Source organism: Demequina sp. NBRC 110053, from assembly GCF_002090095.1.
GTDB lineage: Bacteria > Actinomycetota > Actinomycetes > Actinomycetales > Demequinaceae > Demequina.
In genome coordinates, this window is the sequence record NZ_BBRJ01000003.1 from 18609 (window position 1) to 33439 (window position 14831).

Sequence of the window (14831 nt, forward strand, 5' to 3'; positions counted from 1 at the left end):
GACGCGCATGCGCGACGTGGCTGCGAGGGAATTCAGCCCGCAGGGACGGCGCCCGAGCAGCCCGACGTCCAGCCGAGACTAGGCTCGATGCCATGGGCATTCAGATCGCACCGAGCATCCTGGCCGCCGACTTCGCCAACCTCGAGCGGGACATCCTCGCCGTCGACAACGCCGACTGGCTGCACGTCGACGTCATGGACGCGCACTTCGTCCCGAACCTGACGCTGGGGCTGCCCGTCGTGGAGCGCATCGCTCAGATCGCGCCCATGCCGGTCGACACGCACCTCATGATCGAAGATCCCGATCACTGGGCGCCTCAGTACGCGGAGGCGGGGGCGGCATCGGTCACGTTCCACCTCGAAGCAGCGCGCGACCCGGTGGCGATCGCGCGTGACCTGCGCCGGCTCGGGGCTCGCGCGAGCGTCGCGATCAAGCCGGGGACCGCGGTCGATCCGCTCCTCGACGTGCTGACCGAGTTCGACATGGTGCTCGTCATGACGGTCGAGCCGGGCTTCGGCGGCCAGGACTTCATGCCCGACATGCTCCCCAAGCTGCGCACCCTCCGAGAAGCCGCTGCGGAGCGCGACCACGATCTGTGGCTCCAGGCCGATGGCGGCATCGCGCGCGACACGATCGCCGAGGCCTCGGCCGCGGGATGCAGCGTGTTCGTCGCGGGCTCGGCCGTGTACGGTGCCGACGATCGCCGCGCAGAGATCGAGGAGCTGCGGCGGATCGCGCGCGAGGCGCATGGCGATGGGTGAGTCGCCCGATCCTGAACGGCCCGGACGTCTGTCCACCGTGGACGCCATGGATCGTGCGGTGGCGATCGCGCACAGGGGACCTGCTCATGGTCCCAACCCGCGCGTCGGCTGCGTGCTGCTCGGGCCTGACGGCACGGTGCTGGGCGAGGGGTGGCATCGCGGCGCCGGAACGGCCCACGCCGAGGTCGCGGCGATCGCCGATGCGCGAGCTGGAGGCTTCGACCTGACCGGGTCCACTGCGGTCGTCACGCTCGAGCCGTGCAACCACACGGGACGCACGGGGCCGTGCGTGGACGCGCTCGCGCAGGCGGGCGTGGGAACCGTGGTGTTCGGGGTCACCGATCCGGGAGACGCCTCGAGCGGCGGAGCCGCCGCGCTCATCCGGCGAGGGATACCGGCTCGGCTCGAGCCCCACCCGGGAGCCCAGGTGCTCACTCGCCGTTGGGTGGCGTCGATGCGTCGAGGGCGCCCCTACGTGATCGCCAAATGGGCCTCGACTCTGGATGGGCGCATGGCTGCCGCGGACGGCACGTCCTTCTGGATCACGGGGGAGGAGGCGCGGGAGCACGCGCATCGCGTGCGGGCCGAGGTGGATGCGATCGCCGTCGGCACCGGCACGGTGCTGACCGACGACCCGGCGCTGACCGCGCGGCCCGGAGGCTCGCCCGCCGCTCATCAGCCCCTGCGCGTGGTCGTGGGGACGCGCGATACCGCAGGGCGCCGGGTGTGGGAGGGCGGTGGCGCCCTCGCGATCGCTTCGCACGACCCGGCCGTGGTGCTCGAGGAGCTGTGGGCGCGCGAGGCGCGCACGGTGATCGTCGAGGGGGGCCCCACGATGCTCACGGCCTTCCTTCGCGCGGGGCTGGTGGACGAGGTCCACGCCTACATCGCGCCGGCCCTCCTGGGAGCCGGCCCGACCGTGGTCGACGACCTGGGAATCGGAACCATGAGAGATTCGTTGAGAGGTCAAGCAGTGACATCCGAGCGTCTGGGCGCGGATACCCTGATCACCGCGCTGCTGACGGAAGGAGTCTGAGTGTTCACCGGCATCGTCGAGGCCGTCGGCATCATCGAAGAGGTGATCGACGACGGCGCCCGCTCGCGCCTGACCATCCGCTCCGACGGCTTCGGGAGCGACCTGGTCCACGGCGAGTCCATCTCTGTCGACGGCGTGTGCCTCACGGTCGCCGGGCAGGGCGAGGGCACCTGGGCCGCTGACGTCATGCGCATCACGCGCACGACCACGACGCTGGGCCTGGCCGAGCGAGGGCGCGCGGTCAACCTCGAGCGAGCGCTCCGCGCGGACGGTCGCCTGGGCGGTCACATCATGCAGGGCCACGTCGACGGCCGGGCCGAGCTGATCGCTCGTGACTCGCAGGACGAGTGGGACGACTTCACCTTCGCGCTGCCAGCGGACCTGGTGCGCTACGTCGTGCCGAAGGGATCGATCGCCCTCAACGGCGTCTCCCTCACGGTGGCCGCGCTCGACGGCTCTCACGCCACGGTGTCGCTGATCCCTACGACGCTGTCCGACACGACGCTGGGAGCCCTGCGCACGGGCGACCTGGTCAACGTCGAGGTGGACGTGATGGGCAAGTACGTGGAGTCCATGCTGGCGGCCAGGTCATGAGCGCGGAGCTGGTGGCGCTGGTCGAGCGCGCCCTCGACGACCTGCGCGCCGGCAAGCCGGTGCTAGTCGCCGACTCGCACCACCGCGAGAACGAGGCGGACTTCATCATGTCGGCCCAGACCACGACCACCGAGTGGGTCGCGTGGGGCATCCGGCACTCCTCGGGCTATCTGTGCGCCCCCATGACGGGGCCGCGAGCCGACGCGCTCAACCTGCCGCTGATGGTGCCGAACAGCCAGGATCCTCGTCGCACGGCCTACACCGTGTCCGTCGACGCGACCACCGGAATCACGACCGGCATCTCCGCCGCCGACCGGCACCGCACGCTGCAGGTGCTGGCAAGCGCGCATGCGACGGCCGACGACGTGATCCGGCCGGGTCACGTGCTGCCACTGCGAGCCGTGGCAGGGGGAGTGCTGCACCGGCCCGGCCACACCGAGGCGGCCGTCGACCTGTGCCGCCTCGCGGGCCTCGAGCCGGTGGGCGTGATCGCCGAGCTCGTCAACGACGACGGCACGATGATGCGGACCGGCGACGCTACCGCCGTCGCCGAGGCCGAGGGCCTCGTGTTCCTCACCATCGCGGACCTCATCGCCTACCGCCGCCACATCGATGACCTGCCAGCGCCAGTCGAGCCCGCCCCGCATCGAGTCGAGGCGTCGGGCGAGGCGCGGCTGCCGACCCGTCACGGTGAGGTCACGATCAAGGCCTTTCGCGACGCACGCACCGGCGACGAGCACGTGGCGCTCACGGCGCCCACGCGGGGGAGCTCCACGCCCGTCGTGCGGGTCCATTCGGAGTGCCTCACGGGGGACGCCTTCGGGTCGCTGCGGTGCGACTGCGGGCCGCAGCTGGACGCCGCGATCGCTCGCGTGGCTGCCGAGGGTGGCGCCGTGGTCTACCTGCGCGGACACGAGGGCCGCGGCATCGGCATCCTCGGCAAGGTCCAGGCCTACGCGCTGCAGGACGCCGGCAGGGACACGGTCGACGCCAATACCGACCTGGGCTTCCCGGTGGACCGGCGCGAGTACGGCGCCGCCGCCGCCATCCTCCACGCGCTCGGGATGACGGAGGTGCGGCTGATGACCAACAACCCGTCCAAGGTCGAGGCCATGCGCGCATCGGGCATCACGGTGACCGAGCGGATCCCGCACCACTACGGGGAGCACCCTGAGAACGCCCAGTACCTGCGCACTAAGATCGAGCGCATGGGACACCTCCTGGGAGACAACGCGTGAGCGGCGGCGGTGCACCCGCGATGACGGTCGACGGGCGGGGCCTGACGGTCGAGATCGTCGCGAGCCAATGGCACACCGACGTCATGGACGGACTCGTGGCGGGCGCCGTGCGGGCCGCGCAGGCCGCGGGCGCGACGCACCGGGTGACGCGCGTCGCGGGCGCGTTCGAGCTCACCGTGGTCGCGGAGCACCTCGCGCGCGGCGGTGCCGATGCGATCGTCGCCCTGGGCGTGGTCGTGCAGGGCGAGACCCCGCATTTCGAGTACGTGTGCGAGTCCGTCACCATGGGGCTCACCGACGTCGCGCGCGAGCACGCCGTCCCTGTCGGATTCGGCGTGCTCACCGTCGACGACGTCCAGCAGGCGCTCGATCGCGCCGGAGTCGAGGGCTCCAAGGAGGACAAGGGCGCCGAGGCCGTCGAAGCCGCGCTGTCCACCGCCCGCATCCTCGCCTCCCTGAGCTGACCGCGTTCCCCACGGTTGGCCGCTTCACTGGTGGCCGCTCCACTGGTGGCACCGTCGAGCGTGGTCACACTCGCGGGCGCGACGGACAACCGCCCGACCCGCCCGACCCGGGCGGGGAGGCGGGAGAGGTGCGCCCGACTTCCCCTAGGCTGGCACCGTGAAGACCTTCGACGCACTGTACGAGGAGCTGGCCGCGCGCGCCCAGGAGCGCCCCGAGGGATCGGGCACGGTGGCCGCGCTCGACGCGGGGGTCCATACGATCGGCAAGAAGCTCGTCGAGGAGGCCGCCGAGTCGTGGATGGCCGCGGAGTTCCAGTCCGCCGACGAGGCCGCCGAGGAGATCTCCCAGCTCCTCTACTGGACGCAGGTGATGATGGTCGCGAAGGGCCTCACGCCTGCCGACGTGTACCGCCACCTGTAAGCCGCCGTCCCCGAAGCACCCGAGGAGATCCGTGCTCCGCATCGCCGTACCCAACAAGGGCTCGCTGTCAGAGCCCGCCGCCCAGCTCCTGCGAGAGGCTGGCTACAAGCAGCGTCGCGACCCGCGCGAACTGGTGCTGGTCGACGCCCGCAACGAGGTCGAGTTCTTCTTCCTGCGCCCGCGCGACGTCGCCGTCTACGTGGGCTCTGGAACCGTGCACGCCGGCATCACCGGCCGCGACCTGCTGCTCGACTCGGGCGCGCCTGCCACCGAGCACCTCGAGCTGGGGTTCGGAGCGTCGACGTTCCGCTATGCGGCGCCGGCGGACGCGACGGCGAGCATCGAGCAGATCGCCGGCAAGCGCGTGGCAACGAGCTACCCGCGCCTGGTCAAGCACCACCTGAAGTCCTTCGGCGTGGACGCGACCGTCGTGCGCCTGGACGGCGCCGTCGAGTCCTCGGTGCGCCTGGGCGTCGCTGACGTCGTGGCGGACGTGGTGTCGACGGGCACTACGCTGCGCGCCGCGGGGCTCGAGATCTTCGGCGAGCCCATCCTCAAGTCGGAGGCGATCCTCATCAAGGGTCCCGACGTCTCCGAGGACGAGCTGGGAGTGCTCACCGGCCGCCTGCGCGGCGTGCTGATGGCCCGCCAGTTCGTGCTGATCGACTACGACGTGCCCGACGAGCACCTCGACGCGACCATCGCGGTGACGCCCGGCTTCGAGGCGCCCACCGTGACGCCGCTGCATGGCAAGGACTGGCACGCGGTTCGCGTCATGGTCCCGCGGGTCGAGCTCAACCACATCATGGACGAGCTCTACGCCGCCGGCGGGCGCGGCATCCTCACCACCGAGCTGCTGGCGGTGCGGCTCTAGATGGCGGCCGCCGACGGCGAGATCGATCCCGCTCAGCGCCTGCTCAACCTGATGCTCGCGCTGAGCCGGACCCGTCACCGTCTCACGCGGGACCAGATTCGCGCGTCGGTCGAAGGGTACGAGACCGCGCCGGCAGGCGTGAGCGAGGCGGAGCGCGGGCGAGCGGATGCCTCGTTCGAGCGGATGTTCGAGCGCGACAAGAAGGCGCTCCGCAGCATGGGGATCCCGCTGCGGACCATCACCGACCCGGCGCACCAGGACGACCTGGGCTACCGCATCGACCCTGACGTCGACATGCCGCCGCTCGACCTGACGGTGCAGGACGCGGCGATCCTGGCGATCGCGGCGCAGTACTGGACGAGCAAGGCGATGAAGGCCGATGCGCGTCAGGGCTATGCCAAGCTCGTCTCGGCGGTCGAGCACGAGGACGGGCCGGCGCTGCCGTTCGGGGGCGTGTCGACCTCGGGCTCCGCTGACGTGGTCGCAGCGCTCGCCGAGGCGGCGAGCCTGCGCCAGGTCGTGAGCTTCGAATACGCGTCGGCGAGCTCGCCCACGCGCGTCCGGACGGTCGAGCCCTGGGGCATCGTTCTGCGGTCCGGGGTCGAGTACCTCGTGGGATGGGACGTCGACGCGGCCGCTGAGCGGGTGTTCCGGCTGGTGCGCGTCCAAGGCAAGGTCAAGCCGCGCGGCGAGCCCGAGGCCTTCGATCGCCCGGCCACGCTGCCGCTCGGCAGCCTCGCCGACGACGCCGACGTGGCGACCGCGACCATCGCCGTCCGGCCGGAGGCGGGACACGCCCTGCGTCGCAGGGGAGAGGTGGTCGGAGCCGACGACGGGTGGGACGTGCTCGAGGTGAGCTATCGCCACGCCGACCTGCTCCGCGCGGAGGTGCTCGCGCTGGCCGGTGCGGCCCGCGTCATCGAGCCGGCCGACCTGGCCCGCAGCGTGCGCGAGCACGCCCTCGCCGCCGCGGAGGTGGCTCGTGGCTGACACGTCGCGCGACCGGATCATCCGGATGCTCGGGATGGTCACCTACCTCGAGGCGAACGGACCCACGCCGGTGGCCGTGCTCGCCGACCACTTCGGCGTCTCCGCCGACGCCGCCACCCGGGACCTGTGGGCCCTGGGCACCACCGGCTTCCCGCCGTACCTCCACGGCGAGCTGTTCGACTTCGACTTCGACGCGCTCGACGAGGGCCTCGCCGTGCTCACCGAGTCGTTGGGCGTGACGCAGGTGCGCCTCAGCGGCCAAGAGGCGGTCGCATTGACCGGCGCGCTCGCCACCCTCGTCGCAGCGGGCACCGCACCTGAGGGGGCCGAACGCCTGCTCGAGCGCATCACCGGCGCGTTCGGCGGCTCGGTGCCGGTGACCGTCCTCGCTGGTGAGGACGGGCCGTCCGCGGACGTGCGTCAAGCTTTGGCGGCGGCGATCACGGCGGGACGCGCCGTGCGCCTCGCCTATGTCGACGCGAATGACCGGCGCACCGAACGGGTCATCGAGCCGCACCGGCTGGTCGCGATCGACGGCATCGGCTACGTCGAGTGCTGGTGCCGGAAGGCCGATGACTACCGCACCCTGCGGCTGAGCCGCATCGAGAGCGCCGATGCGCTGACTGAGCCCGTCTCCCACGCGCCTTCACAGGCACGAGGGTTCGACCTCGAGCGCACGTTCGAGGCGACCGTCGTGCTGTCGCGCTCGGCTCGCTGGGCGCTCGAGGATCTGCCGGGCGCCGCGGTGACGGTCGGCGACGAGCGTGCGACCGTCACGTTCGGCGTGACCGATCCGGCCTGGGCCGCGCGCCGGCTGCTCGCGGTCGCGCCGCAGCTCGTGAGCGTCGAGCCCGCGGCGCTGCGCGACGCGCTCGCGCGCCACGCCGATGCCGTCCTGGCCGTCCAGGACGCTTAGACTGGGGTGTCCGTCCCGCACTGAGGAGAGTTCATGGGTCCCCGCGAGATCATCATCATCGCCGTGATCGTGGTGCTGCTGTTCGGCGCGCCCAAGCTCCCGGAGCTTGCGCGCAGCATCGGCAAGTCGATGCGGATCCTCAAGGACGAGACCAAGTCGCTGGCCGACGACGGCAAGGACGACGACGCCCGCGCTGCGGGCGACGGCAAGGGCGCGAGCGACGCGCCGTCCCAGGCACGCAGGCAGCAGACGACCGACGTCCCGCAGTCGACGGTCGACCTCCCCGACGACGAGGCGCGTGGCACGTAGTCGCGCGCGCGGCTCCGTGCCCGATGCGCGGATGCCGCTGTCCGCGCACATCCGTGAGTTCCGCAACCGCCTGATCCTCGCGCTGGCCGGCATCGCGGTGGGTGCCGTGGTGGGCTGGTTCTTCTACGAGCTCGTCTTCGACGCCCTCCAGCAGCCGGTGCTGGACGCCGCAGAGCAATCGGATGGCCTGGTCTCGATCAACTTCGCCGGGCTCGTCACCGCACTCGACATGCAGATCAAGGTGTCGCTGTTCATCGGCGTAGTGCTCGCCGCCCCGTGGTGGCTGTACCAGCTGTGGGCCTTCGTCGCGCCGGGGCTGCACCGGCGCGAGAAGGGCTACACCGTCGGGTTCCTCGGCACTGCGGTGGTGCTGTTCGCCGGCGGCATCGCGCTCGCCTGGTGGGTGTACCCGCGCGCCGTGGACATCCTGACCGGCTTCACTCCCGAGGGCGGGTCGAACTTCCTGGACGCGCAGATGTTCATGACCTTCACCCTGCGCCTGTTCCTCGCCTTCGGCATCGCGTTCGTGTTCCCCGTCGTGATGGTGTTCCTGTCGTGGGCCGGCGTGGTGAAGGCGCGGACGTGGCTGCGCGGCTGGCGCTGGGCGGTGATCATCATCTTCACCGCGTCGGCAGTGCTCACGCCCACGCCAGACGTCTTCACCATGCTGATGCTCGCCGTGCCGATGTCCGCGCTGTACTTCGGCGCCATCGGCATCGCCTCGCTCAAGGGCAGGCTCGGCGGCCGCCGTCGCGCATCCCGGGAGGATGCGGGCGCGCAGCAGGGGGGCGTCGGCGCGTGAGCGGACAAGCCGCGCTCACGCTCGGCGTCATCACCAATCCGACATCGGGGTCGGGGCGCGGGCAGCGGTGGGGCGCAGAGGCGCTCGCACTGCTCGCGGCGCGGGGCCACCGGGTCCAGGACCTCTCACGCGGCTCGTGGGCCGCGTCCCTCGAGGAGGCCCGAGGCCGTCACCGCGACCTCGATGCGCTGATCGTCGTCGGTGGAGACGGCATGGTGCACCTCGGGGTCCAGGCGTGCGCCGGCACCAGGGTGCCGCTGGGGATCATCGCCGCCGGCTCGGGCAACGACGCCGCGATGGCGCTCGGGCTGCCGCAGCATGACATCGTCGCCGGCGTGGCCGCCGTCGAACGCGGCCTCGACGGCCAGACGGCCTCGGTCGACGTCGGGCGCATCGATGGCGCCGGCGTCGCCGACCGGCGCGGCCGTCGCTACTTCTCGGCCGTGCTGTCCATGGGTATCGACGCGGCCATCGCCGCTCGCGGGAACCGCATGCGATTCCCGCGTGGGCCCCTGAAGTACAAGGTCGCGACCTTCACCGAGCTCCCACGGTTCCGTCCCTACGGCGTCAGGATCGAGGCGGATGGCGAGTCATGGGAGCAGGCGTGCACGCTCATCGCGGTCGCCAACGGCCCGGTCTTCGGCGGTGGCCTCCGGATCTCCCGAGACTCGTCGCTCACCGACGGGATGCTCGAGGTGGTGGTCGCCGATGCCGCGAGCCGCGCCCGGATCGCCCGGCTGTTCCCTCGCCTGTACGACGGCTCGGTCATCGACGAGCCCGAGCTGAAGGTCGTTCGTGCCAAGCGCGTGCGCATCGGTCCGTCGTCTGCGGGCGCGACGCTGCCAGCGGCCTTCGCGGATGGCGAGCTCGTGGGCCCCGCGCCGCTCGACGTCCGTGTCCAGCCGCACGCGTTGACCGTGCTCGGCGGAAGGCCGGATAGCCTGAGTGCATGAGCACTCCTGCGGAGCGCTTCGCCGCGGCGAAGGCACGGGCCCGGCACACGGACCTCGCCGACTTCGAGTCCTCGCTGTCCTTTCCGCTGGACGACTTCCAGCGGCAGGCCTGCGCGGCAGTGGCCGACGGCCACTCGGTGCTGGTCGCGGCGCCCACCGGCGCCGGGAAGACCATCGTGGGCGAGTTCGCCGTGCGTCACGCGGTCGAGCGCGGGGACAAGGCCTTCTACACGACCCCCATCAAGGCGCTGTCGAACCAGAAGTACAACGAGCTGCGCGCGGTCTACGGCAGCGAGCGCGTCGGGCTCCTCACGGGCGACACGTCGATCAACTCCGAGGCGCAGGTGGTCGTCATGACCACAGAGGTGCTGCGCAACATGATCTACGCGTCCTCGCCCACGCTCGACCGCCTGGGTGCCGTGGTGCTTGACGAGGTCCACTACCTCGCGGACCGCTATCGCGGCTCCGTGTGGGAGGAGGTGATCGTCCACCTCGACCTCAAGACGGCGATCATCGCGCTGTCGGCGACGGTCTCCAACGCGGAGGAGTTCGGCGAGTGGCTCACCGAGGTGCGCGGCGACACCAAGGTGATCGTGTCCGAGCGCCGACCCGTCCCCCTGTGGCCCCACGTCATGGTGCGGGAGGGCATCTTCGACCTGTACGCGCCCGGGGTCGACCCGCTCGATCCCGGCCCCACGCCGCGCCTGAACCCTGAGCTCGAGGCGATCACCCGTCGCCAGCGCCATGACACCGCGTCGCGTGGGCCCGCCAGGCGGCCCGCGCGTGGCGGCCGCCGACCGCAGGGACGGCGAAGCCCTCCTCGGTTCGCCGTCGTGGACGTGCTGGACCGCCATGCACTGCTGCCGGCCATCGTGTTCGTGTTCTCGCGCGCAGGATGCGAGGACGCTGTCGATCAGGTGCGAGCAGCGGGTCTGAGGCTCACGACGGACGAGGAGCGGGCGCGCATCAGGGCGGTCGTGGACGATCGCTGCGGCGCGCTGCCGGCAGAGGACCTGGGCGCCCTGGGATTCCTTCACTGGCGAGACCATCTGGAGGCGGGCATCGCCGCCCACCACGCGGGGATGATCCCCCTGTTCAAGGAGGTGGTCGAGCAGCTCTTCGCCGAGGGCCTGATCAAGGTCGTCTACGCGACGGAGACGCTCGCGCTGGGCGTCAACATGCCCGCGCGCTCCGTGGTGCTCGAGAAGCTCGTCAAGTGGGATGGGCAGGCGCATCAGGACCTCACGGCGGGGGAGTACACGCAGCTCACCGGACGGGCGGGCCGGCGCGGCATCGACATCGAGGGCCATGCCGTCGTGGTGGAGCACCCCGGATTCGACGCGGCCCAGCTCGGGCGTCTCGCCTCCCGGCGAACGTACCCGCTCATCAGCTCCTTCCAGCCCTCGTACAACATGACGATCAACCTCGTGGGTCGGTCAGGGGTGACGAAGGCGCGGGAGATGCTCGAGCTGTCCTTTGCCCAGTACCAGGCAGACCAGTCGGTGGTGGGCAAGGCGCGCAAGGCGCGGGAGCTCGACTCGACGCTCGCGGGCTTCCGCCAGGCTGCGGCGTGCGACAAGGGCGACTTCATGGAGTACGCGGCGCTGCGAGAGCGGCTGGGCCGCCTGCAGAAGAACGCCGCCAAGGCGGCTTCGCGCCAGCGTCGGGAGGCGACCGCCGCGGTCCTGGCGGGCCTGCGCCGGGGCGAGGTCGTGCGCATCGGCGGCGGCAAGCGCGCGGGACTCGCCGTGGTGGTGCGCACCGACCCGCACGAGACCTCCCCACGCCCCACGGTCGTGTCCGTCGACGGCCGCCAGTTCCGTCTCGCGATCTCGGAGCTGCGCTTCGGGCTCGACACCGTGGGACACATCGCGGTGCCTCGGCGCTTCGAGGTGCGCGATGCCCGCGCGCGCAAGGAGCTCGGCCAGGTCGTTCAGCAGGCGCGTCACACCTTCGACGCCGCGCAGGCTCGCAGCGAGGGAGCGGTGGCCGGACCGGACGCGGAGGTCGAGGAGCTGCGTCGCGCCCTGCAGCACCACCCCTGCCACCGCTGCCCGGACCGCGAGGCCCATGCGCGATGGGCGGAGCGGCACTTTCGCGCCCAGCGCGACCGCGACCGCGTGATGGGCGAGATCTCGCGCGCGACCGGGTCCATCGCGCGGGTGTTCGACAAGAGATGCGATGTCCTCCGGGAGCTCGGCTACCTCGCTGGCGAGGGCGAGAGCACCGTCATCACGGATGCGGGCATCAGTCTCAGGACGCTCTACTCGGAGAACGACCTGGTCATGGCAGAGTGCCTGCGGACAGGGGCATGGGCCCGGCTGCACCCGCCCGCGCTCGCCGCGACCGTATCGTCGCTGCTGTACCGGGGCAGGCGTGAAGACGAGGTCCGCACCTCCACGATCCCCGGGGGGCCGCGCGGGGTGCTGGGGACGGCGCTGACCGACACCCAGCGGGTGTGGTCCCGGATCGACGACATCCAGACGGCCAGGGGGCTGCCGGAGCTGCCGGCGCCGCACTGGGGCATCGTCGGCCCCATCCACGGCTGGGCACAGGGCAAGGGACTCGATCAGGTGCTGAGCGGCACTGACATCGCGCCAGGCGACATGGTGCGGTGGTGCAAGCAGGTGATCGACGTTCTCGACCAGATCGCCCAGTCCGCGCCGCAGGTACAGCTCCGTTCGCGCGCCGTGGCGGCCGTCGAGGCGATGCGCCGCGGCGTGGTGGCGCACTGACGATGGCAAGCCTCATGCCTCGTCTCCTGCCGGGGGCACTCCAGGCGCGGCGTCGTCGGGCCGCGCCGCGGCTCGCCTAGGCTGGGCGCGTGTCGTTCGTTCTCCGCCTGGTCGTCGCCGCTCTAGGCGGACTGGCGCTCGCCGCCTCCTTTCCCGACCTCGGGTGGTGGCCGCTGGCCTATGTCGCGCTCGCCGCGCTGTGGCTGGCCCTGGCTCGGGCGAGCGCGTGGGGCGGCTTCCTCTACGGGTGGGCCTTCGGATCGGCCTTCATGCTTCCGCATGTGTGGTGGGCACACGAGGCGGTGGGCGCCGTCCCATGGCTCGCGCTGGCCATCGCGTCCGGCGCCTTCTACGGACTCTTCGGAGCCGCGTGGGCCCACGTGCGCCGCTCAGCCATGCTGCGCGGCATCGTCTGGGCCGAGGCTCCCGTGTTCGCCGTGCTGTGGGCGGGCATGGAACAGCTGCGCGCGGTGGTGCCGTTCGGCGGCTTCCCCTGGGGCCGCATCGCCTTCTCGCAGCTCGACGCGGCCGTGGCCCACCTGGCATGGCTCGGCGGGGCGGGTCTCGTCTCGTTCGCGGTGGCGCTGGCGGGCGCGCTTCTCGGTGGTGGCCTCGAGTCGCTGATGCGCCGGCGGGTCGTCACGGGGCTCGCGGCTCCCATGGCCGGGATCGCGGTGCTGTGCACGGGGATCGTCATCCCTCTGAGCCCGCAGGGCGGAGGAGACGAGATCCGTCTCGCGCTCATCCAGGGCAACGTCGCCGAACCGGGGCTCGACGCCTTCGCGAACGCGCGTGAGGTGACGCGCAATCATCGCGACGGCACGCTCGAACTGGTGGCATCGGACCCTGGCCCCATCGACCTCGTGGTGTGGCCCGAGAACGCCGCCGACTACGACCCCAGGACGGACGAGCAGTCAGCGGCGATGGTGACCGAGTCCGCGCAGGCGGCTGGCGCTCCCGTGCTCCTTGGAACCAACGACTACTCGCCCGAGGACGGCCGGTACAACACCTCGCTCGTGTGGACACCCGACGGTGCCGTCCTCGACACCTACGCCAAGCAGCGGCCCGCGCCGTTCGCCGAGTACATTCCCATCCGGGACGTCGCGCGCCGGTTCAGCCCCGAGGTCGACCGCGTGACCACGGACGTGCTGTCTGGCGAGGGTCCCGCGACCGTCGTCGTTCCCGTCACCGCTCTGGGACGGTCGGTGACCGTCGGCACGGTGATCTGCTTCGAAGTGGCGTACGACCCGATCGTGGCGGGCGCCGTCGCCGCAGGCGCCGAGGTGGTCATCGTGCAGACCAACAACGCCTCCTTCGGGGACACGGCGGAGTCCACCCAGCAGCTCGCGATGACCCGGCTGCGGGCGATCGAGACGGGACGCACGGCGGTGCAGATCTCGACCGTGGGCGTCAGCGGAGTCGTCGATCCCACGGGGCGGCTCCTGCAGCAGACGGGACTGTTCACCGCGGACCAGATGTACGCCGAGGTGCCGCTGCGCTCGGACATCACGCCAGCGGTGCGCCTGCGCATGGTGTGGGAGTGGTTGCCGCTGATCGTGGCGCTCGGGTTCGCCGGCTCCGCCGTGTCGCGGCGCCTGTCGGCCAGGTACGACTGGTGACGCGCACACTCGTCATCATCCCGACCTACGACGAGCGGGAGTCCCTGCCGCGACAGCTCGACGCCGTGCGCGGCGCCTGCCCCGAGGTCGACGTCCTGGTCGTCGACGATGGCTCGCCCGATGGAACCGGGGAGTGGGCGGATGCGAGGGCCGAGCACGACTCCCAGGTCTCCGTCCTGCACCGCCCTGGCAAGGGCGGCCTGGGGGCCGCCTACCTCGCCGGCTTCGCGTGGGGGCTCGCTCGCGGCTACGAGGTGCTGGTCGAGATGGACGCCGACGGCTCCCACCGGGCGGAGGACCTGCCGCGCGTGCTGGGCGCGCCAGGGGAGTGGGACCTCGCGATCGGCTCCCGCTGGATTCCCGGCGGCGCCGTCGAGAACTGGCCCGCGCATCGGCGCCTGCTGTCGACGGGCGCGAACGGCTACGTGCGTCTCATGCTCGGCATCCCCGTCCGTGACGCGACTGCCGGCTTCCGCGCCTATCGCGCATCGGCGCTGTCCACCCTCGACCTCGCGACCGTCGAGTCACAGGGATACTGCTTCCAGATCGACATGGCGTGGAGGGTGCTGCAGGCGGGCGGGACGGTGGTCGAGGTGCCCATCACCTTCGTGGAACGCGAGCACGGGGAGTCGAAGATGTCGGGCGCGATCATCCGCGAGGCCCTCGTGAAGGTGACGGGCTGGGGCATGAAAGAACGCGCGGCGCGTGTGCGCCGCGCGTTCACGCGTGGATCGCGCTAGCCGATCCTTCCAGCGCGCAGCAGCTCGAGCCGCTCGTCGAGCAGGTCCTCGAGCTCGGCGATGGTCCTGCGCTCGAGCAGCATGTCCCAGTGGGTGCGCTGGGTCTTCTCGTCCTTGGCCTCAGGACGGTCGCCGTCCCTCAGCAGCGCGACGGATCCACACGCGCACTCCCATGACAGGGGCACGTCGGCCTCGACCGAGAAGGGAAAGGTCAACACCCTCCCGCACGCGCAGTCGTAGTGGACGTCGCGGCGCTCCGCGAGTTCTGCATTCGCGGGCGTCTCCATGCTCTGTGTTCCCAGACGCATGCCTCGCAGTGCTCGATCAGCCATGTCAGCCTCCCTCGACGATGTCGGACGGGGTGGTGTCCGCGTCAGAG

The 14831-nt window shown here is 71.5% G+C and carries 16 protein-coding genes; 15 read left to right on the forward strand and 1 reads right to left on the reverse strand.

Annotated elements, in window-relative coordinates; all coding sequences use genetic code 11:
• Window positions 1-92: 92 nt before the first annotated feature.
• From rpe to B7K22_RS09285, 15 genes are all read left to right on the forward strand, one after another.
• Entirely contained in the window at window positions 93-761 is a 669-nt protein-coding gene (rpe, locus tag B7K22_RS09215) for a ribulose-phosphate 3-epimerase (RefSeq protein WP_084039974.1), read from the forward strand.
• Between the two features lie 46 nt (window positions 762-807).
• Window positions 808-1797 (forward strand): bifunctional diaminohydroxyphosphoribosylaminopyrimidine deaminase/5-amino-6-(5-phosphoribosylamino)uracil reductase RibD, encoded by a 990-nt coding sequence (gene ribD, locus B7K22_RS09220; RefSeq protein WP_234983429.1) that lies wholly within the window; start codon window positions 808-810, stop codon window positions 1795-1797.
• Window positions 1798-2391, forward strand: a complete 594-nt coding sequence (locus B7K22_RS09225) for a riboflavin synthase (protein ID WP_084039976.1) — start codon at window positions 1798-1800, stop codon at window positions 2389-2391.
• Window positions 2388-3629, forward strand: coding sequence for a GTP cyclohydrolase II (gene ribA / locus B7K22_RS09230; protein WP_200807419.1), 1242 nt, complete (start codon window positions 2388-2390; stop codon window positions 3627-3629). Before B7K22_RS09225 ends, ribA begins: the two co-directional genes overlap by 4 nt.
• Window positions 3626-4093 (forward strand): 6,7-dimethyl-8-ribityllumazine synthase, encoded by a 468-nt coding sequence (gene ribH / locus B7K22_RS09235; RefSeq protein WP_084039978.1) that lies wholly within the window; start codon window positions 3626-3628, stop codon window positions 4091-4093. The genes ribA and ribH overlap by 4 nt, the downstream gene beginning before the upstream one ends.
• 157 nt (window positions 4094-4250) lie before the next feature.
• Window positions 4251-4514, forward strand: a complete 264-nt coding sequence (locus B7K22_RS09240) for a phosphoribosyl-ATP diphosphatase (RefSeq protein WP_084039980.1) — start codon at window positions 4251-4253, stop codon at window positions 4512-4514.
• A 31-nt stretch (window positions 4515-4545) separates the two neighbouring features.
• Window positions 4546-5388 carry an ATP phosphoribosyltransferase gene (gene hisG, locus B7K22_RS09245; protein ID WP_084039982.1) on the forward strand — a complete coding sequence of 281 codons (843 nt, stop codon included), beginning with the start codon at window positions 4546-4548 and terminating at the stop codon, window positions 5386-5388.
• Window positions 5389-6378 (forward strand): YafY family protein, encoded by a 990-nt coding sequence (locus tag B7K22_RS09250; protein ID WP_084039984.1) that lies wholly within the window; start codon window positions 5389-5391, stop codon window positions 6376-6378. It begins immediately after the preceding gene.
• Complete coding sequence (locus B7K22_RS09255) at window positions 6371-7294, forward strand: YafY family protein (protein ID WP_084039986.1); 924 nt, start codon at window positions 6371-6373, stop codon at window positions 7292-7294. The genes B7K22_RS09250 and B7K22_RS09255 overlap by 8 nt, the downstream gene beginning before the upstream one ends.
• A gap of 33 nt (window positions 7295-7327) precedes the next feature.
• A complete protein-coding gene (gene tatA / locus B7K22_RS09260; protein ID WP_084039988.1) occupies window positions 7328-7603 on the forward strand; it encodes a Sec-independent protein translocase subunit TatA in 276 nt (91 codons plus the stop codon).
• A complete protein-coding gene (tatC, locus tag B7K22_RS09265; protein ID WP_234983431.1) occupies window positions 7593-8405 on the forward strand; it encodes a twin-arginine translocase subunit TatC in 813 nt (270 codons plus the stop codon). Before tatA ends, tatC begins: the two co-directional genes overlap by 11 nt.
• Window positions 8402-9358, forward strand: a complete 957-nt coding sequence (locus B7K22_RS09270; RefSeq protein ID WP_084039990.1) for a diacylglycerol kinase family protein — start codon at window positions 8402-8404, stop codon at window positions 9356-9358. Before tatC ends, B7K22_RS09270 begins: the two co-directional genes overlap by 4 nt.
• Entirely contained in the window at window positions 9355-12093 is a 2739-nt protein-coding gene (locus B7K22_RS09275; protein WP_084039992.1) for an RNA helicase, read from the forward strand. Before B7K22_RS09270 ends, B7K22_RS09275 begins: the two co-directional genes overlap by 4 nt.
• 89 nt (window positions 12094-12182) lie before the next feature.
• Window positions 12183-13712 (forward strand): apolipoprotein N-acyltransferase, encoded by a 1530-nt coding sequence (gene lnt, locus B7K22_RS09280; protein ID WP_084039994.1) that lies wholly within the window; start codon window positions 12183-12185, stop codon window positions 13710-13712.
• A complete protein-coding gene (locus tag B7K22_RS09285; RefSeq protein ID WP_084040461.1) occupies window positions 13706-14452 on the forward strand; it encodes a polyprenol monophosphomannose synthase in 747 nt (248 codons plus the stop codon). The genes lnt and B7K22_RS09285 overlap by 7 nt, the downstream gene beginning before the upstream one ends.
• On the opposite strand, the gene B7K22_RS09290 is transcribed toward B7K22_RS09285, so the two are convergent.
• Window positions 14449-14784, reverse strand: coding sequence for an RNA polymerase-binding protein RbpA (locus tag B7K22_RS09290; RefSeq protein ID WP_084039995.1), 336 nt, complete (start codon window positions 14782-14784; stop codon window positions 14449-14451). The two genes, B7K22_RS09285 and B7K22_RS09290, sit on opposite strands and share 4 nt — an antisense overlap.
• Between the last annotated feature and the right edge of the window lie 47 nt (window positions 14785-14831).